The sequence below is a fragment of the Micromonospora sp. R311 genome (genome assembly GCF_056780015.1).
In genome coordinates, this window is the sequence record NZ_JBSWCE010000015.1 from 124,611 (window position 1) to 145,059 (window position 20,449).

18 protein-coding genes are annotated in these 20,449 nt (G+C 73.5%); 12 read left to right on the forward strand and 6 right to left on the reverse strand.

Annotation, left to right across the window (positions count from 1 at the left end; genetic code table 11):
- Positions 1–224 precede the first annotated feature (224 nt).
- The 4 genes from AC1WTP_RS15125 to AC1WTP_RS15140 all read left to right on the forward strand — a co-directional run bounded on the left by AC1WTP_RS15125 (position 225) and on the right by AC1WTP_RS15140 (position 5,411).
- A complete protein-coding gene (locus tag AC1WTP_RS15125; RefSeq protein ID WP_481649885.1) occupies positions 225–1,784 on the forward strand; it encodes a M28 family metallopeptidase in 1,560 nt (519 codons plus the stop codon).
- 190 nt (positions 1,785–1,974) lie between these two features.
- A complete protein-coding gene (locus AC1WTP_RS15130) occupies positions 1,975–3,333 on the forward strand; it encodes a hemolysin family protein (protein ID WP_481649886.1) in 1,359 nt (452 codons plus the stop codon).
- Positions 3,330–4,394 carry a hemolysin family protein gene (locus AC1WTP_RS15135; RefSeq protein ID WP_481649887.1) on the forward strand — a complete coding sequence of 355 codons (1,065 nt, stop codon included), beginning with the start codon at positions 3,330–3,332 and terminating at the stop codon, positions 4,392–4,394. The genes AC1WTP_RS15130 and AC1WTP_RS15135 overlap by 4 nt, the downstream gene beginning before the upstream one ends.
- Before the next feature lie 93 nt (positions 4,395–4,487).
- Positions 4,488–5,411: a sporulation protein gene (locus AC1WTP_RS15140; protein WP_481649888.1), complete on the forward strand. Its 924-nt coding sequence runs from the start codon at positions 4,488–4,490 to the stop codon at positions 5,409–5,411.
- A gap of 13 nt (positions 5,412–5,424) precedes the next feature.
- Here the strand turns inward: AC1WTP_RS15140 and leuE are convergent, their stop codons facing one another.
- Positions 5,425–6,093 (reverse strand): leucine efflux protein LeuE, encoded by a 669-nt coding sequence (gene leuE / locus AC1WTP_RS15145; protein ID WP_481649919.1) that lies wholly within the window; start codon positions 6,091–6,093, stop codon positions 5,425–5,427.
- A complete protein-coding gene (locus tag AC1WTP_RS15150; protein ID WP_481649889.1) occupies positions 6,093–7,334 on the reverse strand; it encodes a bifunctional pyridoxamine 5'-phosphate oxidase family protein/GNAT family N-acetyltransferase in 1,242 nt (413 codons plus the stop codon). Before AC1WTP_RS15150 ends, leuE begins: the two co-directional genes overlap by 1 nt.
- A gap of 34 nt (positions 7,335–7,368) precedes the next feature.
- On the opposite strand from AC1WTP_RS15150, the gene AC1WTP_RS15155 reads away from it, so the two are divergent.
- From AC1WTP_RS15155 to rny, 8 genes are all read left to right on the forward strand, one after another.
- The gene (locus AC1WTP_RS15155) at positions 7,369–8,709 is read left to right on the forward strand and encodes an aminotransferase class I/II-fold pyridoxal phosphate-dependent enzyme (protein ID WP_481649890.1); all 1,341 of its coding nucleotides are present in this window, start codon (positions 7,369–7,371) and stop codon (positions 8,707–8,709) included.
- A gap of 337 nt (positions 8,710–9,046) precedes the next feature.
- Positions 9,047–9,751 carry a UdgX family uracil-DNA binding protein gene (locus AC1WTP_RS15160; RefSeq protein ID WP_481649891.1) on the forward strand — a complete coding sequence of 235 codons (705 nt, stop codon included), beginning with the start codon at positions 9,047–9,049 and terminating at the stop codon, positions 9,749–9,751.
- Positions 9,752–9,829: 78 nt separating this feature from the next.
- Entirely contained in the window at positions 9,830–10,969 is a 1,140-nt protein-coding gene (locus tag AC1WTP_RS15165; protein ID WP_481649892.1) for an acyl-CoA dehydrogenase family protein, read from the forward strand.
- Positions 10,970–11,049: 80 nt separating this feature from the next.
- Entirely contained in the window at positions 11,050–12,393 is a 1,344-nt protein-coding gene (locus AC1WTP_RS15170) for an MFS transporter (protein WP_481649893.1), read from the forward strand.
- A gap of 5 nt (positions 12,394–12,398) precedes the next feature.
- Complete coding sequence (locus AC1WTP_RS15175; RefSeq protein ID WP_265007844.1) at positions 12,399–12,599, forward strand: DUF3046 domain-containing protein; 201 nt, start codon at positions 12,399–12,401, stop codon at positions 12,597–12,599.
- Between the two features lie 184 nt (positions 12,600–12,783).
- Positions 12,784–13,830: a recombinase RecA gene (recA, locus tag AC1WTP_RS15180; RefSeq protein ID WP_088995380.1), complete on the forward strand. Its 1,047-nt coding sequence runs from the start codon at positions 12,784–12,786 to the stop codon at positions 13,828–13,830.
- A gap of 8 nt (positions 13,831–13,838) precedes the next feature.
- Positions 13,839–14,537 carry a regulatory protein RecX gene (locus AC1WTP_RS15185; protein WP_481649894.1) on the forward strand — a complete coding sequence of 233 codons (699 nt, stop codon included), beginning with the start codon at positions 13,839–13,841 and terminating at the stop codon, positions 14,535–14,537.
- Positions 14,538–15,230: 693 nt separating this feature from the next.
- Positions 15,231–16,997: a ribonuclease Y gene (gene rny, locus AC1WTP_RS15190; RefSeq protein WP_481649895.1), complete on the forward strand. Its 1,767-nt coding sequence runs from the start codon at positions 15,231–15,233 to the stop codon at positions 16,995–16,997.
- A gap of 59 nt (positions 16,998–17,056) precedes the next feature.
- Here rny and AC1WTP_RS15195 read toward each other — a convergent pair whose 3' ends face one another.
- From AC1WTP_RS15195 to AC1WTP_RS15210, 4 genes are read right to left on the reverse strand one after another with little or no spacing between them, the layout of a single operon-like run.
- Entirely contained in the window at positions 17,057–18,019 is a 963-nt protein-coding gene (locus AC1WTP_RS15195) for an amino acid ABC transporter permease (RefSeq protein WP_481649896.1), read from the reverse strand.
- Positions 18,016–18,723 carry an amino acid ABC transporter permease gene (locus AC1WTP_RS15200; RefSeq protein WP_481649897.1) on the reverse strand — a complete coding sequence of 236 codons (708 nt, stop codon included), beginning with the start codon at positions 18,721–18,723 and terminating at the stop codon, positions 18,016–18,018. Before AC1WTP_RS15200 ends, AC1WTP_RS15195 begins: the two co-directional genes overlap by 4 nt.
- A 38-nt stretch (positions 18,724–18,761) precedes the next feature.
- Positions 18,762–19,640 (reverse strand): glutamate ABC transporter substrate-binding protein, encoded by an 879-nt coding sequence (locus tag AC1WTP_RS15205; RefSeq protein WP_481649898.1) that lies wholly within the window; start codon positions 19,638–19,640, stop codon positions 18,762–18,764.
- A 57-nt stretch (positions 19,641–19,697) separates the two neighbouring features.
- A complete protein-coding gene (locus AC1WTP_RS15210; protein WP_481649899.1) occupies positions 19,698–20,444 on the reverse strand; it encodes an amino acid ABC transporter ATP-binding protein in 747 nt (248 codons plus the stop codon).
- Positions 20,445–20,449 lie beyond the last annotated feature (5 nt).

The window sequence follows — 20,449 nt, forward strand, 5'->3', positions numbered from 1 at the left end:
CCGCGGCTCCGCCGTCCGCGTGGTCCGTCCCCGCGCCCCTTGCGCCGCCGCTCGCGTGATCCGTCCCACCGCGTCCCAATTCCGGGACTGCGGCGATTCTGCGTCCCGGGTCTTGTCGGGGTCCGGCTCCCGCTGCACGCTTCGCAGTGATGGCCATCGATCAATGGCCGCCGCCCGGTCGCCGCCCACCCGGCGGGACCGGACCACCCCACCCCGGAGGACCCATGAGCTCCCGTATCCCCCGTCCCGCCTGGCTGGCCGGGCTGGCCGTCGCGGCCGCGACCGCGCTGACCACCACCGCGGCGGCCGCGGCGCCGGCCCCGGCGCCCGCCGACGTGCCGGCCGCGCTCGTCGCCGCCCCGGACATCCCGCTGGCCAACCTGAAGGCCCACCTCACCCAGTTCCAGTCCATCGCCACCGCCAACGGCGGCAACCGGGCGCACGGCCGGCCCGGCTACCTGGCCTCGGTCAACTACGTGAAGGGCCAGCTCGACGCGGTCGGGTTCACGACCACGGTGCAGTCGTTCAGCTACAACGGCGCCACCGGCTACAACCTGATCGCCGACTGGCCGGGCGGCGACCCCAACGCCGTGGTGATGACCGGGGCCCACCTGGACAGCGTCACCGCCGGGCCGGGCATCAACGACAACGGCTCCGGCTCGGCGGCCATCCTCGAGGTGGCGCTGGCGGTGGCCCGCAGTGGGTTCACCCCCGCCAAGCACCTGCGGTTCGCCTGGTGGGGCGCGGAGGAACTGGGCCTGCGCGGATCCCGGCACTACGTGAACAGCCTGCCGACGGCCGAGCGCGCCAGGATCGCGCAGTACCTGAACTTCGACATGGTCGGCTCGCCCAACGCCGGCTACTTCGTCTACGACGGCGACAACTCCGACGGCGTGGGCTCCGGCCCCGGCCCGGCCGGCTCCGCCCAGATCGAGCAGACCATCCAGGCGTACTTCACCTCGATCGGGGTGCCGACCCGGGGCACCGACTTCGACGGCCGCAGCGACTACGGCCCGTTCATCGGCGTCGGCATCCCGGCCGGCGGCACCTTCACCGGCGCCGAGGGGATCAAGTCGAGCGCCCAGGCGTCGCTCTGGGGCGGCACCGCCGGTCAGGCGTTCGACCCCTGCTACCACCGCTCCTGCGACACCACCGGCAACATCAACGACACCGCGTTGGACCGCAACGCCGACGCGATCGCGTACACGGTGTGGACGCTGGCCGGGGCCGGAACGCCGCCGGGCAGCACGGTCTGGAGCGACACCTTCGAGACGGCGACCGGCTGGACGGCCAACCCGTCCGGCACCGACACCGCCACGCTGGGCCAGTGGGAGCGCGGCGATCCCGCCACCACCAGCAGCTCGGGCGTGACCACCCAGCTGGGCAGCACGGTCAGCGGCAGCTACGACCTGGTCACCGGTGCCGCCGCGGGCAGCAGCGCCGGCGCGTACGACCTCGACGGCGGGGTGAGCAGCATCCGCTCGCCGGCGATCACGCTGCCGGCCACCGGCACGCTCACCCTCTCCTTCTCCTGGTACCTCGCCCACCTGAACAACGCCAGCAGCGCCGACTACCTCCGGGTGCGCGTGGTCGGCGGCAGCACCGTCACCGCGCTGACCGCGACCGGGGCGGCGAGCAACCGGGCGGCGTCCTGGCAGAGCGCGAGCGCGGACGTCTCGGCGCTGCGCGGCCAGACGGTCCGCATCCTGGTCGAGGCCGCGGACGCCAGCGGCGCCAGCCTCGTCGAGGCGGCCGTGGACGACATGACGGTCACCCAGAGCTGAACCGGGCGAAGGGCCCCCGGCACCCGAAACGGGCGACCGGGGGCCCTTCCGCACACCTTCAGCGGACGTCCAGCCGACGCGGATAAAATGGCCGCATGATCGACTCCTCTGCCCAGGAGGGCAGCAGTAGCCAGCCGGGTCGCGCCCGGCAGCTGACGACCCCGACGTCCCCGGGAGCCCTGAGCGGCCCGTGTTGATCGTCGTCGGTCTCCTTCTCATCATCGTGCTCACCGCCGCCACCGGTTACTTCGTGGCCCAGGAGTTCGGTTACGTCGCCGTGGACCGGGGCAAGCTCAAGCAGCTCGCCGACGACGGCGACCAGGCCGCCGCCCGGGCCCTGGAGGTCACCGGCCGGCTCTCCTTCATGCTCTCCGGCGCCCAGCTCGGCATCACCGTCACCGCGCTGCTGGTCGGTTACGTCGCCGAGCCGTTCCTCGGCGCCGGGCTGGCCGAGCTGCTCGGCGTGGCCGGCGTCTCCCGCGCCGTGAGCCTGCCGCTCTCCGTGGCGCTGGCCCTGGTCATCGCCACCGTGGTGCAGATGGTCCTGGGTGAGCTGGCGCCGAAGAACCTGGCCATCGCCCGGGCCGAGCCCATCGCCCGGGCGCTGAGCCGGTCCACCCTGATGTACCTGAGGATCTTCGGGCCGGTGATCACCCTCTTCGACCGCTCCGCGGTCCGCCTGCTCCGCCGGGTCGGCATCGAGCCGATCGAGGAGCTGCCCAGCGGCGCCACGCCCGAGGACCTGGAGCAGATCATCGCCGAGTCCCGGGAGGAGGGGCGCCTCGACGCGGAGATGTCCACCCTGCTGGACCGGGGTCTCGACTTCCGCGAGCTGACCGCCGGCGAGGCCATGGTGCCGCGGGTCGACGTGCACACCGTACGGGCGCACGAGCCGGTCAGCCGGGTGGTCGAGCTGCTCGACACCGGCCACTCCCGGTTCCCGGTCCGCGGTGCCGAGGGCGTCGACGACCTGGTCGGCGTGGTCGGCATCGCCGACGTGCTCGGGGTGCCGCCGGCCCGGCGCGCCAGCACCCCGGTCGGCGCGGTGGCCGGCCCCCCGCTGCTGGTACCGGAGACCCTGCCACTGCCCACGGTGCTGGACCGGCTGCGCTCCGGCCACCGGCAGATGGCCTGCGTGGTCGACGAGTACGGCGGCTTCGCCGGCGTGATCACGCTGGAGGACATCGCCGAGGAGCTGGTCGGGCCGATCCGCGACGAGGACGACCCGCCGGAGCGCGCCCCGGCCCGGCAGGACGACGGCTCCTGGGTGGTGCCCGCCCGCTGGCGCATCGACGAGGTGGCCGACAGCACCGGCATCGCGCTGCCCGAGGCCCCCGAGTACGACACCCTCTCCGGGCTGGTGATGCGCGAGCTGGGCCGGGTGCCCGAGGTCGGCGACCGGCTGGAGATCAGCCTGCCCGCCGACGGCGAGGACGGCGCGGTGGAGCCGCGCGCCCTGGTCGAGGTGCTCGCGGTCGACCGGCACGTGGCCGACTCGGTCCGGCTGCGGCTGGCCGAGCCGGGTGAGCGCCGGGAGGTGTCCGCGTGAGCCCCGGGGTGGCGCTGTTCAGCTCGGTGCTGCTGCTGGCGCTGAACGGGTTCTTCGTGGCCGCCGAGTTCGCCCTGGTGGCGAGCAAGCGCTACCGGCTGGAGCAGGCGGCCGCCTCCGGGGGCCGGGCGGCCCGGGCCGCCCTGGACGGGGTGCGCGAGCTGTCGTTGATGCTGGCCGGCGCCCAGCTGGGCATCACCCTGTGCACGCTGGGCCTCGGCGCGCTCGCCGAGCCGGCGATCGAGCACCTGCTCAGCCCGCTGCTGCACGCGGTCGGCCTGCCCGACGCGGCGAGCCACGCGATCGCGCTGATCTTCGCGCTGAGCGTGGTCACCTTCCTGCACCTGGTGATCGGCGAGATGGCCCCGAAGTCCTGGGCGATCACCGACGCGGAGCGCTCGGCGATGCTGCTGGCGCTGCCGTTCCGGGCCTTCGCCCGGGTCTCCCGGCCGGTGCTCTCCGCGCTGAACGCCGTGGCCAACGCGATCCTGCGGCTGTTCCGGGTGAATCCCCAGGACCAGCTCGCCCAGGTGCACGGCCCGGACGAGCTGCGCATCCTGCTGGAGCAGTCCCGCGAGCACGGCCTGCTCGGCGCCGAGCAGCACCAGTTGCTGACCAGCATGCTGGAGCTGCAGGGCACCACCGTGGCGCAGGTGATGGAACCGTTCCACCGGATGGTGACGGTGCGCCGCGACGACGCCGCCGACCGGATCGAGCAGGTCAGCCGGGACAGCGGCCGCTCCCGCCTGGCGGTGCTGGACGCCGCCGGCGACGTCTGCGGCCTGGTGCACGTACGGGAGGCGGTGCGGGCCACCACCACCGGCCGGCCGGTCACCGCGGGGGACCTGATGACCGCCGCGTTCACCCTGCCGGCGACGGCGACGGTCACCGAGGCGGTGGCCGCGATGCGGGCCCGGCAGTCCCAGCTCGCGCTGGTCCGCAACGGCGGCGGCCCGGCCCGGCCGATCGGCTTCGTCGCGCTGGAGGACCTGCTGGAGGAGGTCATCGGCGAGTTCGACGACGAGACCGACCCGGTGCCGCGCGGGCGGCGGTTGCGCTGACGCCGGCCGGGTAAGCCGGCTCCGGCGGCGGGGCGGTCCCGCCCGGGCGGGGGCGGCGGCCCCGCGCCCGGTCCGCCGGGACGGGGGAGCGCGGTGCGGTTGACGGGGGTGTCGCCGGAGTCCGGCTGGACCGGGCTGACCGTGCAGACCGCCCTGGCCAACCCGAGCACCCGTCCCGGGCTGCGGTTGCCGGGCCGGATCACGGTCACCGCCGGCCGGTTCGACGTGCCGGTGCGACACATCCGGCTCGGCCTGGTCACCACCGTCGAGCCGGACGACCCGGAGGCGCCCCGCCGCCTGGTGCAGTTCCACCAGGCGGTGGTCTCCGGCGCTTTCGTGGTGCGGGCCGGGCGGGCCCGGACCATGCCGTTCACGTTCCCGATGCCCTGGGAGACGCCGGTGACCATCTTCGGCGGGGTCCCGCTGCTCAGCCTGCGGATGGGGCTGCGGACCGAGGTGGCGATCGAGCCGCAGCTGGACCAGGGCGCGATGGTGCCGGTCTTCGTGCATCCGCTGCCCACCCAGGCGCACATCCTGGCCGCGCTGGACACGCTCGGCTTCCGCCTGCGCCAGGCCGGCCTGCTCGACGGCCGGCTGCCGGGGGTGGAGCAGGCGCTGCCGCTGCACCAGCGGTTGGGCTACTGGGTGGCGCCGCTCTACGCGGGGCCGCTCACCGAGCTGGAGCTGATCTTCGTGGCCAACCCGGCCGGCCTGGAGGTGATCCTCTGGCTGGACCGCCGGCTGGCCCTGGCCGGGATCACCCACCAGAGCATCAGCCGGTTCCGGGTCTGGCACGTCGGCGCGGAGCGGCGGGACTGGGTGGCGACGGTGGACGGGTGGCTGCGGCACGCGATCAACCGGCACGCGGCCGCGGCGGCGCACGCCGACTGGTCCGCGAACATCACCGAGTCGGCGCACGTCAGCCGCCCACCCGACGAGCCGCTGCACCCCGGCTTCGGCCTCGGCGGCACCGCCGGCGGCGCCGGCATCGGCGGCGGCAGCGGCGACGGCACCTGACCCCCGCCCCGGGTCAGACGGTGGCGGTGGCGAGCTTGACGCTGAAACCGAGGAAGAGGGCGGCCACGCCGGTGGTGGCGCCGGCGGCGAGCCGGCGGCGCCGGCGGAACTGGGCGGCCAGGAAGGTGCCGGCGAAGATCAGCGCGGTCAGGTAGAGCGCGCTGGTGACCTGGGCGATCAGCCCGAGCAGCAGGAACGACAGCGCCGGCCAGGCGTACCCGGGGTCGACGAACTGGATGAAGAAGGAGATGAAGAAGAGGATCGCCTTCGGGTTGAGCAGGCTGATCACCAGTGCCTTGCGGAACGGGCTGCGCATCGCCGCCGGCTCCGCGGCGTCGATCAACCGCGGCGTGCTCGGGTCGTGCCGGTCCCGCCAGCGCCGCCAGGCCCCGCGCAGCATGGTCAACCCCACATAGCCGAGGTACGCCGCGCCGGCGTACTTGACCACCAGGAACAGCGGCGGGTACGCCTGGAGCAGCGACGCCACCCCGGCGGCGGAGAGGACCATCAGCACCCCGTCGCCGACGAACACCCCGCCGGCGGCGCGGTAGCCGGCCGCCACGCCCCGCTGCGCGGCGGTGGAGAGCACGAAGAGCGAGTTGGGCCCGGGCAGCAGGATGATCGCCACGGTGCCCAACACGTACGTCCAGAGGTCGGTGATGCCCAGCACGCCCGACATCATCACGCCACCGGCACCGTCCGGCGAAGCCTTTCCCGGAGCGTGACCTGTGCGTTCGGCCACTCGTCGACGGTCATCGAATACTGCACGGTGTCCCGCCACGAGCCGTCCGGACGGATCCGGTGCATCCGCAGCACCCCCTCGCGGGACGCGCCGAGCCGCTCGATCGCCCGTTGCGACCGCTCGTTGCGGATGTCGGTGTGCCAGACCACCCGCACCGCGCCCAGCTCCTCGAAGGCGCGGGTGAGCAGCAGCAGCTTCGCCTCGGTGTTGATCCCGGTCCGCCACCAGGGCCGGCCCAGGAAGGTGTGCCCGATCGCCACCGAACGGCGCTCCGGATCCACCTCGTAGAAGGAGGTGGTGCCGACCACCGCCCCGGTGACCGCGCAGCGCTGCACCCACGGCACCCGCTCGCCCCGCCGGTGCGCGGCCAGCGCGGCGGCGACCACCTCGGCGGTGCCGGCCGGGTCGGCGGGCAGCGGGCTGCTCAGGTGCCGCCAGACCTCCGGATCGGCGGTCGCGGCGTGCAGTTCGTCGGCGTGCGCGAGGTCGAGCGGCTCCAGCACGACGTGCCCGCCGCGCAGCACCGCCGGGTCGAGCCAGGGCGAGCGCTCCGGCCGCAGGTACGCCGGGACCGGCGCGGTGACACCGGCGTCCGGCTCGGGTACGCCGGCGGTGAGCCGCAGCGGCACCACCCCGGCCCAGTGCGGCAGGTCGAGGTCGGCCTCGTCCTCGCGGACGCCGCCGGCGCGGGCCCGCACCGAGACCTCGCGCAGCGGCAGGGCCAGCACGGCGGTCTCGGTCAGCTCCCGCCGGCTCGGCGGGCGGCTGTCCGCGCTGCGCCCGGCGCCGACCTTCTCCACCAGTGCGGTGAGCACCTCGGCCTTCTCCCGCTCGTCGGTGACCAGGCGGGCGGTGCCGTGCGCGACGACCGAGCGGTAGTTCGCGCTGTGGTGGAACTGGGAGCGGCCGTAGACCAGGGCGTCGAGCAGGGTGACCGCGACGCAGACCGGCAGCCCGTCGCCCCGGGCGGCGAGCAGTGGCCGGCTGCCGGTGGAGCCGTGCAGGTAGAGGGTGTCGCCGACGCGCACGTGCAGGGTGGGCAGCACCCGCGGCTCGCCGTCGACGGTGAACCCGAGCGCGCAGTGGTACGCCTCGTCCAGCACGGCGTGCGCGGCGGCGCGGTCGTAGCTCATCCGGTCCCGGGAGCGGCTGGCGGTGGTCCGGGGGGTCCGTGGGTACATGCTCCCGCCTTTGTTCTAGTACAATCTTGGATTTGTGTCAGCACACTATCAGGTCACCGGTACGACGGCCGTCGAGATTTCGGCCAGCATCGAGTCCGGCATCCGGGCCGCCGACCTGCCGCCGGGGGCGGCGCTGCCGCCGGTCCGGGCGCTCGCCGCCGCGCTGGCGGTCAGCCCGGCCACCGTCGCCCGGGCCTACCAGGACCTGCGCCAGCGCGGACTGGTGGTCACCGCCGGCCGGCACGGCACCCGGGTCCGGCCCCGCCCGCCGGTGGCGGCCCGCCGCTCGGCGCTACGCCCGCCGCCGGTGCCCGGCCTGCGCGACCTGTCCACCGGCGAGCCCGACCCGGCGTTGCTGCCGCCGCTCGGCCCGCAGCTGGCCACGCTCGCCGCGGCGCCCGGCGCGCCGGTGAGCTACTCGGGCGCCGGGGCGCTCCCCGAGCTGGTCGAGGCGGCCCGCGCGCGGCTGGCCGCCGACGGCGTACCGGCCGACCAGCTGACCATCACCGGTGGCGCGCTCGACGGCATCGAGCGGTTGCTCGGGGCCCACCTGCGCCCCGGTGACGCGGTGGCGGTCGAGGACCCGGGCTGGGCCAACCTGCTCGACCTGGTGGCCGCCCTCGGGCTGCGCCCGATCGGGGTGCCGGTCGACGACGACGGCCCGCTGGTCGCCGGGGTCCGGTCGGCGCTCGCCGCCGGTGCCCGGGCGCTCGTCGTGACCAGCCGGGCGCAGAACCCGACCGGCGCGGCGGTCTCCGCGCACCGGGCGGCCCAGCTGCGCGACCTGCTCGCCGGCCGGCCCGACCTGTTGCTGATCGAGGACGACCACGCCGCCGAGCTGGCCCGCGTACCGCTGCATCCGCTCGCCGGGGCGACCCCGACGTGGGCCTTCGTCCGGTCGGTGAGCAAGCCGTTCGGCCCCGACCTGCGGCTGGCCGTGCTGGTCGGCGACGAGACGACGGTGGCCCGGGTGGCCGGCCGGGCCCGGGTCGGCGCCGGCTGGGTCTCCACCGTGCTGCAACGGCTGGTGCTGTCGCTCTGGCGTGACCCGGCGGTGGCCGACCTGGTCGACCGGGCGGCCGGCAGCTACGAGCGGCGCCGTGGCGCGCTGCTCGCCGCGCTGGCCGGGCGCGGCCTCACCGCGCACGGACGCACCGGCATCAACGTCTGGCTGCCGGTCGAGGACGAGACCAGCGCGCTGACCGCGCTGCGCGACGCCGGCTGGTCGGTCTCGCCCGGCGCCCGCTACCGGATCGCCGCCCCGCCCGCCCTGCGGATCACCGTCAGCCGGCTCGCCGACGGCGACGTGGAGCCGCTCGCCGACGCGTTGGCCCGCGCGGTCCGCCCGGCCCCGACCGCCGGCTTCACCGCCTGACCGGCGCGTCCTCGCCGCCCGCGGTGGCCCCGGTGCCGCCCCGGTTCCCTTGTGACCGCGGGCCGGTGCGGCGCGGCGACGGTCGGTGCCACGGCACCCGCGGGCGCACGGGCGTGAGCCGCCCGGCACGGGGTAAGCGCGGCGCCGGAGGTGAGCGACCATGGGGTCGAAGAAAGGGGTCTGGATCGCCGTCGCGGTGGCGGTGATCGTGATCATTATCGTGATCATCGCGATGGCGTCCGGTGGCGGTGACGGCGGCGGTGGCGGCTACTGACGGCGCGGGGCCCGACGGCGGCGCGTCGGGCAGAGTCCGCGGAACGGGTATATAACAGTCGGCATGGCCGAGCAGACCGAGAGCGCCCCCGGCGCCCAGCGGTTCATCCCGCCGGAGGCGGACACCATCGACGCGCTCCGCGCCGCCGCCGCCGGCTGCCGTGGCTGCGAGCTCTACCGGGACGCCTCGCAGACGGTCTTCGGCCGGGGCGACGAGAGCGCCCGGGTGGTCTTCGTGGGCGAGCAGCCCGGCGACATGGAGGACCAGAAAGGGCTGCCGTTCGTCGGCCCCGCCGGCCGGCTGCTCCGCAAGGCGGTCGACGACGCCGGGCTGGACCCGGGGCACATCTACCTGACCAACGCCGTCAAGCACTTCCGCTTCGAACTGCGCGGCAAGCGCCGCATCCACCAGACCCCGGACCGGGTGCACATCACGGCCTGCCGGCCCTGGCTGGTCGCCGAGTTCGCCCGGCTGCACCCGGAGATCGTGGTGGTGCTGGGCGCCACCGCCGCCAAGGCGCTGCTCGGCCCGACGTTCCGGGTCACCCGCCAGCGTGGCGAGCTGCTGCCCTGGCCGGCCTCCGCCCAGCACCCCGAGGACTTCCGGCGGGTGCCGGTGGACGCCGAGGGGAAGGTCGCCGACGCGCCGCAGGCGCGGCTGCTGGCCACCATCCACCCGTCCGCCGTGCTGCGCGCGGACGACCAGGACAAGGCGTACGACGGGCTGGTCGCCGACCTCACCGTCGCCGCCCGCGCCCTGGCCGCCTGACCACCGGCCGCTCACCGCAGACCCCGGGACGTCCACCGGCACTGTTCCGCGCGGGTGGCCGGTGCCACACTTGCCGCCATGGAGCAGCATCTCTACGAGCGGGACCACGACGAGTTCCGCGACCTGTGCCGTGAGTTCCTGGCCCGCGAGGCGGTGCCGCACCACGAGCGCTGGGAGGCCGCCGGGATCGTCGACCGCGAGGTGTGGCGCAAGGCCGGGGCCGCCGGGCTGCTCGGCATGGACGTCGACCCGGAGTACGGCGGCGGCGGCCAGCGGGACTTCCGGTTCAACGCGGTGCTGGTGGAGGAGATCGTCGCCGCCGGCTGCTCCGGGCTCGGCTTCGGCCTGCACAACGACGTGGTGGCCCCGTACCTCACCGAGCTGACCACGGACGACCAGCGCAAGCGCTGGCTGCCCGGGTTCTGCTCCGGCGACCTGGTCACCGCGATCGCGATGAGCGAGCCCGGCGCCGGCTCCGACCTGGCCGGCGTCCGCACCAGCGCGGTCCGCGACGGCGACGCGCTCGTGCTCAACGGCCAGAAGACCTTCATCACCAACGGCGAGCTGGCCGACCTGGTGGTGGTGGTCGCCCGGACGGCGGACCAGGGCGCGCACGGGGTGAGCCTGATCGCGGTGGAGACCGGCACCCCCGGCTTCACCCGGGGCCGGCGGCTGGCCAAGGTCGGGCTGAAGGCCAACGACACCGCCGAGCTCTTCTTCGACGACTGCCGGGTGCCGGCGGAGAACCTGATCGGCACCGAGAACCACGGCTTCTACCACCTGATGGGCAACCTGCCCCGGGAGCGGCTGAGCATCGCGGTCGCCGCGGTGGCCGCCGCCGAGAAGCTGCTCGCCGTCACCCTCGACTACGCCCGCTCCCGGCAGGCGTTCGGCCGGCCGATCGGCGCCTTCCAGCACAACCGCTTCCTCCTGGCCGAGCTGGACACCGAGGTGACCATCGCGCGCACCTTCGTCAACCACTGCGTCGCCGAGTACAACGCCGGGCGGCTCTCGGTGACCGACGCGGCCAAGGCCAAGTGGTGGACCACCGAGCTGCAGAACCGGGTCGCCGACCGCTGTGTGCAGCTGCACGGCGGCTACGGCTACATGCTCGAGTACCCGGTGGCGAAGGCGTGGCTGGACGGGCGGGTGCAGACCATCTACGGCGGCACCACCGAGATCATGAAGGAGATCATCGGCCGCGGGCTCGGCCTGTAGCGAAACCGGGTGCCATCGGCCGGGGTGGCTGCGCAAGGATGGGCAGCGCCGCCACCCCTTACCCGCACCAGGAGCCGCCGATGACCACGGACCTGACCGCGCCGGTCGCCGCCCCCGACGTCGCGCCGATCCAGCGGCGGACCCTGCGGCTGCTCTTCGGCACCCAGATCATCGGCGGGATCGGCGTCACCATCGGCATCGCGGTGGGGGCGCTGCTCGCGGCCCGGGTGGCCGGCACCGCGGTGGCCGGCCTGGCGCAGAGCGCCGCCGTGGTCGGCGGGGCGCTGCTGGCGGTCCCGGTGACCCGGATCATGAACGGGCACGGCCGCCGGCCGGGGCTGGCCGTCGCCTACCTGGCCGGGGCGCTCGGCGCCGTGCTGGTGGTGCTCGCCACGGTGACCCGCTTCGTGCCGCTGCTCTTCCTCGGCATGCTCTTCTTCGGCGGGGGCACCGCGGCCAACCTCCAGGCCCGCTACGCCGCGGTGGACCTCGCCGAACCGGCCCGCCGGGGTCGCCAGCTCTCGCTGATCGTCTGGGCCACCACCATCGGCGCGGTGGCGGCGCCGAACTTCGCCGCGCTCGCCGACCGCACCACCAGCGGCTGGGGCCTGCCGCCGCTGGCCGGCCCGTTCGCGTTCAGCGCGGCCGCGTTCGTGCTCGCCGCCGGCGTACTCCTGGCGCTGCTGCGGCCCGACCCGCTGCTCACCGCGCGCCGGCTGGCGGCGGCCCCCGCCCCGGTCGCGGCCGGCCCCGCACCCGAGGTCACGCCGCCGGCCGAGGCCGTCACGCCGCCGGCCCGGACCGCCCGGCGCGGCGCCGGGATGCGGGCGGCCTGGCAGGTGGTACGCGGCCGCCCGGCCGCCCGGCTCGGCATCGCGGCAGTGGCGGTGGGCCACGTGGTGATGGTGGCGGTGATGTCGATGACCCCGGTACGGCTCGGCGAGTCGCACGGCGACGCCGACGTGCTGCGGGTGGTCGGCATCGTGCTGAGCCTGCACATCGCCGGCATGTACGCCCTCTCCCCGGTGGTCGGCTGGCTCACCGACCGGCTCGGCCGGCGGGCGGTGATCCTCACCGGCGTCGGGCTGCTGCTCGCCGCCTGCGCGGTCGCCGGCACCGCGGGGCACCACACGCCCCGGCTCTCGATCGGCCTGGTCCTGCTCGGACTGGGCTGGTCCGGCACCATGGTGGCCGGCTCCACGCTGCTGTCGGAGTCGGTGCCGGCGGCCGTCCGGCCGAGCGTGCAGGGCTTCTCCGACCTGACGATGGGGCTGGCCGGCGCCGGGGCCGCCGCGGCCAGCGGGTTTGTCATGCGGGCCGCCGGTTATCCGGTGCTCACCCTGCTGGCGGCGATCGCCGTGGTGCCCCTGGTGGCGCTAGCGTTGCGGGCGGTGCCGGCGGGCGCACCGGACGAGGAGGACTGATCACGTTGCGGCTGACCGACTTCTGGGCCCGGCTGGAGGAGGCGTTCGGGCCGGGCTACGCGGCCAGCATCGCCTCCGACCAGGTGCTGCCCCAGCTCGGCGGGCGGACCATCGAGCAGGCGCTCGCCGCGGGTGAGGAGACGCACGTGGTGTGGCGGGCGGTCGTCGCCGCCTATCCCGACCGGGTGCCGGCGCGACTACGCTGAGCAGCCGTTTCGCCGCTTCCGCGTGTCGCTTGCCGAGTCGTACACCTGTTCGGCTATTGTCCACAGCGGGGTGCTCGTCCACAGCTCGCGGCCCGTCGGCTGGTTTTCTGTCGGACCCAGCGCCTAGCGTGTCCGCGTGACGCGAAGCTCAGGAAAGACGCCGGCGAAGGCAGGGGTGGCAACGATGGCAGCAGGGCCTGACCGGGAGAAGGCACTCGACCTTGCTCTCGCTCAGATCGACAAGCAGTTCGGCAAGGGCTCGGTGATGCGGCTGGGGGAGCGGCCGGTCATCCAGACCGCGGTGATCCCGACCGGTTCCATCGCGCTCGACGTGGCGCTCGGTGTGGGCGGCCTGCCCCGCGGCCGGGTCGTCGAGATCTACGGTCCGGAGTCCAGCGGTAAGACCACGGTCGCCCTGCACGCGGTGGCCAACGCCCAGCGCGCGGGCGGCATCGCCGCCTTCGTCGACGCCGAGCACGCGCTCGACCCGGAATACGCGAAGGCCCTGGGCGTCGACACCGACGCGCTGCTGGTGTCCCAGCCGGACACCGGCGAGCAGGCGCTGGAGATCGCCGACATGCTGGTCCGCTCCGGCGCGCTCGACATCATCGTGATCGACTCGGTGGCCGCGCTGGTGCCGCGCGCCGAGATCGAGGGCGAGATGGGTGACAGCCACGTGGGTCTGCAGGCCCGGCTGATGAGCCAGGCGCTGCGGAAGATCACCGGTGTGCTCAACAACACCGGCACCACGGCGATCTTCATCAACCAGCTCCGCGAGAAGATCGGCGTGATGTTCGGCAGCCCGGAGACCACCACCGGTGGCCGGGCGCTGAAGTTCTACGCCTCGGTCCGGCTCGACGTGCGCCGCATCGAGAGCCTCAAGGACGGCACCGACGTGGTCGGTAACCGCACCCGGGTCAAGGTGGTGAAGAACAAGGTCGCCGCGCCGTTCAAGCAGGCCGAGTTCGACATCATGTACGGCAAGGGCATCTCCCGCGAGGGTTCGCTGATCGACGTCGGCGTCGAGCAGGCGATCATCCGCAAGTCCGGCGCCTGGTACACCTACGACGGCGACCAGCTCGGCCAGGGCAAGGAGAAGGCCCGCGAGTTCCTCCGGGAGAACCCGGACGTGGCCGCCGAGATCGAGAAGAAGATCTTGGAGAAGCTCGGCGTCGGGGTCGGCGCGGGCGACGCCGCCGGCGGCCCGGAGCTGCCGCCGGTCGACTTCTGACCTGAGTCGTGGCAGGACGACGCGCCCGCACGGGGCGGGGCTGGGACGCCAGCCCGCCCCGGGCGGGTGACGGCACCACGACGCCCCGGCCGCGGCGCGGCCGTCGCGACCGTGCCGCGGAGCCCGACCCCGACACGCCCGCGGTCCCGCCGCGCGACGAGGCCGAGGTGGCCCGGGAGATCTGCCTGCGCCAGCTCGCCGTCCGGCCCCGTACCCGGGCCGAGCTGGCCGGCGCGCTCGCCAAACGGGGCATCTCCGACGAGGTCTCGGCCGAGGTGCTCGACCGCTACGACGAGGTCGGCATCATCGACGACGCCGCCTTCGCCCGGGCCTGGGTCACCAGCCGGCACACCGGGCGGGGGCTGGCCCGCCGGGCGCTCGCCAACGAGCTGCGCCAGCGCGGGGTCGACGGCGACGTCGCGAGCGAGGCGCTCGGCGAGCTGGACGAGGAGACCGAGGCGGAGACCGCCCGGGCCCTGGTCGAGCGGAAGCTGCGCTCCGCCCGGGGCGAGCCCGACGCGGTGTTCCGCCGGCTGGTCGGCATGCTGGCCCGCAAGGGCTACCCGCCCGGCGTGGCCATCCGGGCGGTGAAGGACGCCCTCGCCGCGCAGAGCGCCGAGGCGGCCGAGTTCGCCGAGCAGATCGACGCCGACGCCCTGGCCGACGCCGAGGGCGAGATCGACCGCGACAGCCGGGCGGCCGGGTGACCGGCGCCGCGAGCCGCGGCCGGCCCCGGTCGCCGGGGTGCTGCGGGTGTCGGAAGGATCAGGAAGACGACAGCCGTCCCGGCCCGGGGCGGAGGCGTTGCCACCGCGCCCGGGTCGGGCCGGGCCGCTGAGCAGGCGCGATCCGGCCCGTGGCGGGCAGGCGCGCCACCTTTGTCCACTGGTGTCCGCGTCCGGGTCAGCGCTCGGTGACGCGACAACTTCTCTCCGTTCGGGGGGTTTGATCATGAGTTCTTGACCAGACCGCCCCCGGCGACCTAGCCTCGCCATACAGGCTCACATTGCCCGACCAGCGCAGGCTAAGCGCACAACATAGATCGCGTAACAGAACCGCATCACTTTGGCCAGCAGTACCGGCCATACCACCGCAGGTCCGGACAGGCCGTTCCGGAGCTGACGCGACAACTGCACCCGGCCGCCGACGATGCCTCGGGCACCGCCGGCGGAGAGAGCTACCCACGGCCAGCCGCTCCGGTCGGGCGTCCAGAGCCGCAGGAGTGTGCCCACCGGCACGGTCACTGCGGCGCCGACGTTCAGGGGAGGCGGCCATGGCGGGGCGGCACAGGTTCACCGGCGGTCCCCACGAGGTCCCGGCATGAGCGAGCGTCAGCGAGCGAATCATCGGGGCCGTGCGACCGTGCCTCATGGCGGCAGGGAGCGAAGCGGAGTGCCGGCATGAGCGGGTTCGACGTCGTGCTCCTGTTGGCGGTGCTGGTCCTCACCCTGGTGGTGGTCGGCGCCGTGCTGCTGGGAGTACGGACGCTGCGCCGGTTCCAGGCGGTACCGGCCCCCGAGGACCCGGCCTTCATCGCCGAGAAGGACCGGCAGGAGCAGTCCCTGGCCGCGCTGCGCAGCGCCGCCGACGAGGCGAACAGCACCATCGACGTGGCGAAGTCCGCCGCCGCGGCGGCGCGGGCCGAGGCGGCCGCGGCGAAGGCGGAGGCGAAGGCGGCCCGGGCCGAGGCCCGCCGGGTGCTCGACGACGCCCGCGCCGAGGCCGACACCGTGCTGGAGCGGGCGCACAAGCAGGCCGAGGCGGACGCCGAGCAACTGCGGGCGGCGGCCCGGCGCAGCGGCGAGCGCGAGGTGGCGGTGCTCGCCGCCACCACCCGGGAGCAGGCGGCCGAGGTGGAGCGCCGGGCGGCCCGGATGGACGAGCGGGAGCGGCTGCACACCGAGGAGGTCGAGCGACTCGCCGAGCGGGAGCGGCAGCTGACCGTCGCCACGGCCGCGCTGGCCGCCCGGGAGGCCGCGCTGGGTCGGCGGGAGGCGGAGCTGGCCGAGGCCGAGGAGCAGCGGCGGCGCGAGCTGGAACGGGTCGCCGGGCTCACCGCCGACGCGGCCCGGGCCGAGCTGATCGAGGCCATCGAGTCGCAGGCCAAGCGGGAGGCGGCGCTGCTGGTCCGGGACATCGAGACGGACGCGCGCAGCACGGCCGAGCAGCGGGCCCGGCACATCGTGGTCGACGCCATCCAGCGGGTGGCCAGCGAGCAGACCGCGGAGAGCGTGGTCAGCGTGCTGCACCTGCCCGGCGACGAGATGAAGGGGCGGATCATCGGCCGGGAGGGCCGCAACATCCGGGCCTTCGAGTCGGTCACCGGGGTCAACCTGATCATCGACGACACCCCCGAGGCGGTGCTCCTCTCCTGCTTCGACCCGGTGCGCCGGGAGGTCGGCCGGCTGACCCTGGAGAAGCTGGTGCTGGACGGGCGGATCCACCCGCACCGGATCGAGGAGGTCTACGACCTGGCCCGGCACGAGGTGGAGGAGCTCTGCCAGCGGGCCGCCGAGGACGCCCTGGTCGAGGTGGGCATCACCGAGATCCACCCGGAGCTGGTCACCCTGCTCGGCCGGCTGCGCTACCGGACGTCGTACGGGCAGAACGTGCTCAAGCACCTGGTGGAGACCGCGCACATCGCCGGCATCATGGCCGCCGAGCTGCGCCTGGACGTGCCCACCATCAAGCGCTGCGCGTTCCTGCACGACATCGGCAAGGCGCTCACCCACGAGGTGGAGGGCAGCCACGCGATCATCGGCGCGGACCTGGCCCGCAAGTACGGCGAGAGCGAGGACGTGGTGCACGCCATCGAGGCGCACCACAACGAGGTGCCGCCGCAGACCATCGAGGCCGTGCTCACCCAGGCCTCCGACGCCTGCTCCGGCGGCCGGCCGGGCGCCCGGCGGGAGAGCCTGGAGGCCTACGTCAAGCGGCTGGAGCGGATCGAGGAGATCGCGGCCGGCAAGCTCGGCGTGGAGAAGGTCTTCGCCATGCAGGCCGGCCGGGAGATCAGGGTGATGGTCAAGCCGGAGGACGTGGACGACATCGGCGCCGCCGTGCTGGCCCGGGACGTGGCCAAGCAGATCGAGGAGGAGCTGACCTACCCGGGTCAGATCCGGGTCACCGTGGTCCGTGAGTCCCGGGTCACCGAGATCGCCCGCTGAACCGCCGAACGCGAAGGGCCGGCCCGGAGAACCGGGCCGGCCCTTGCCGCTTCCTGACGTCAGGTGGTGGTGCCGGCCACCGCTTCGGTCTCCAGCTCCGTCCCGGCGGCGCCGGTGCGGGTGCCGGCGGTCTTCCGGCCCCGGGCGAGGCGGTGCTGCACGTACTGGGCCAGCTTCGACAGCGAGTAGTTGATCACGATGAACATCACGCCGATCACGAAGTACGTCTGGATCGGATTGTCCAGCGACCCGATGATCTGCTCCGCGATGGTCAGGGTCTCCTCGTAGCTGATGATGAAGCCGAGCGAGGTGTCCTTGAGCACCACCACGAGCTGGCTGATCAGCGCCGGCAGCATGATCCGGAAGGCCTGCGGGAGCAGGATCATCCGGGTGGTCTGCCACGGGGCGAGGCCGATCGCCGCGGCCGCCTCGCCCTGCCCGCCGGGCAGGCCCTCCATGCCGGAGCGGAGGATCTCCGCGATGACCACCGAGTTGTAGATGGTCAGGCCGATGACGAGATACCACAGCGTGTCGAAGGTGACGCCGAACTCCGGGAAGCCGCGGGCCACGAAGAAGATCGTGATGACCACGGGCAGGCCGCGGAAGACCTCGACGCAGACCCGGGTGATCGCGGCGAGCAGCGTGCTCAGCCCGCGCAGCAGGTAGGACACCGGGGTGGCCAGGCCGGTGAAGCGGCGCCGGCTCAGGCTCTTGAGCTGGATCCGCAGCATCGCCAGCAGGGTGCCGACCGCCAGCGAGGAGATGATGGCCAGCGCCGCGGCCATCAGGGTGTTCTTGAAGCCGATGCCGATCCGCTCCCAGACCAGCGCGAAGTTCTCGTGGCCGGGGTCGACCAGCGGGCCCCACAGATCCATCGAGAACTGGCCCTTGTCGGCCAGCGGACGGTAGATCAGGAAGTACGCGGCGACCAGCAGCAGGACGGTGGCCGTCACGCTGCTGACCAGGGTGATCCGGCGCTGCCGGGGACCGGGGACGTCGTAGAGGACGGTCTGCTGGCTCATCGGGCCACCGCCTGCCGCTTCTCGATCCGGTCGAGGAGGGCGCCGAGGGGGACGGTCATGATCAGGTATCCGATCGAGATGCCGATGGCGACCGGCACGAAGGCGTAGCCCTCGGCCGAGGTGAGCTGGTCGGCGGTCTGCGAGAGGTCGCCGACCACGCCGAAGAAGCCGACCAGCGCCGAGTTCTTGATCATCGCGATGATCACCGAGCCGAGCGGCACGATCGAGGCCTTCCAGGACTGCGGCAGCACCACGTACCGCAGGTTCTGCCCGAAGGTGAGCCCCAGCGACCGGGCGGCCTCCGCCTGGCCGGCGGGGACGGCGTTCACCCCGGAGCGCAGCGCCTCGCAGACGAACGCCGCGGTGTAGAGGACCAGGGCGATCAGCGCGAAGCGGAAGTAGGGCAGATCGGTGTCGAGCCGGCTGAAGAGCGCGTCCAGCCCGGGGACGCGGAGGAAGTCCGCGTTGGAGCCGAGCGCCGGCAGGCCGAAGGCGGCGAAGAACATCACCACCGTCAACGGCATGTTGCGGAACACGTTCACGTACGCCGTGCCGACCGCGCGCAGCGGCGGCACGGGCGAGATCCGCAGTACCGCCACGACGGCGCCCAGGATCAGGGCGCCGATCGCGGCGAGTACGCAGATCTGGAGGGTGAGCCAGAAGCCCCCCGCGAAAACGTCGAACCGGTCGATGAGCACACTCACGGGTCGGTCGTCCTCCCCACCCTCCAGATCAGCAGGAATCAGTAACGGTTGACGGTCGGCGCGGCGCCCAGCTCGGCACCGAACTTGCCGGCGGTGTCGTCCCAGGCCTTCTTCCAGCTGCCGTCGGCGAACGCCTTCTCGAGCGTGTCGTTGATGAAGTCGCGGAAGTCGGTGTCCTCCTTCTTCACCCCGATGCCGTACGGCTCCTTGGTGAAGTTGTCACCGGCCAGCTTGAACGACGCCTCGTCCTTGGCGACGTAGCCGAGCAGGATCACGTTGTCCGTGGTCACCGCGTCCACCTGGCCACCCTTGAGGGCGTCCCGGCACTTGTCGTACGTGTCGAAGAGCACCAGCTGGGTGGCGACGTCCTTGACGTACTTCTTGATCTCCTCCGCCGGGGTCGAGCCGGTGACCGAGCAGACCTTCTTGGTGCCGTCCTTGAAGGAGTCCGGCCCGGTGATGGTGGTGTCGTCCTTCTTCACCAGGATGTTCTGGCCGGCCTCGTAGTACGGCCCGGCGAAGGCGATCCGCTCCTTGCGCTTGTCGTTGATCGTGTAGGTCGCCGCGACGAGGTCGACGGTGCCGTTGACGATCACGTCCTCGCGGACCTTCGAGGGGGTCTCCACCCACTCGATCTTGTCCTCGGGGATGCCCAGCTCCTTGACGATGATCTTCGCGACCTCGACGTCGAAGCCCTCAGGCTTGCCCGACAGGCCCTTGAGGCCGAAGCCCGGCTGGTCGAACTTGGTGCCGATCTTGATGGCCTGGGCCTTGTTCAGCCGCTCCATGGTGGAGCCGGCGGCGAACGACTTGCTGCCGGCGCCGGTGCCCTCGCCGCCGTCGTCGCCACCGCAGGCGGCCATGCCGAGTGCCAGGGTGGCGGCCGCGGCGAGCGCCGCTACGCGCTTCATACGCATACTCTTCTCCTTCTTCGACGAAGCCGCCGGGGGACGGCGCGCTCCAGGTACGGACGCCTAGTGCGTGAGGATCTTGGAGAGGAAGTCCTTGGCCCGCTCGCTGCGCGGGTTGGCGAAGAACTCGGCCGGCGGCGCGTCCTCGACCAGCTGGCCGTCGGCCATGAAGATGACCCGGTTGGCGGCGTGCCGGGCGAAGCCCATCTCGTGGGTGACCACGACCATGGTCATGCCGTCGCGGGCCAGTGAGGTCATCACCTCCAGCACCTCGCCGACCATCTCCGGGTCGAGCGCGCTGGTGGGCTCGTCGAAGAGCATCGCCTTGGGCTGCATGGCCAGCGCGCGGGCGATCGCGGCCCGCTGCTGCTGGCCGCCGGAGAGCTGGGCCGGGAACTTGTCGGCCTGGTTGGCGATGCCGACCCGGTCGAGCAGGGCGAGGGCGCGCTCGCGGGCCACCGCGGGCTTCTCCTTGCGCACCTTGATCGGCCCGAGGGTGACGTTCTCCAGGATGGTCTTGTGCGCGAAGAGGTTGAACGACTGGAAGACCATGCCGACCTCGCTGCGCAGCTTGGCCAGCGCCTTGCCCTCGGCCGGCAGCGGCTGCCCGTCGAAGGTGATGGTGCCGGAGTTGATCGGTTCCAGCCGGTTGATCGTGCGACACAGCGTCGACTTGCCGGAGCCGGACGGGCCGATCACCACGACCACCTCGCCCTTGCCGACCGAGAGTGAGACGTCGTCCAGCACGTGCAGCGGCCCGAACCACTTGTTGACCGAGTCCAGCACGATGAGCGGTTCGCCCGTCGTCACGTTCG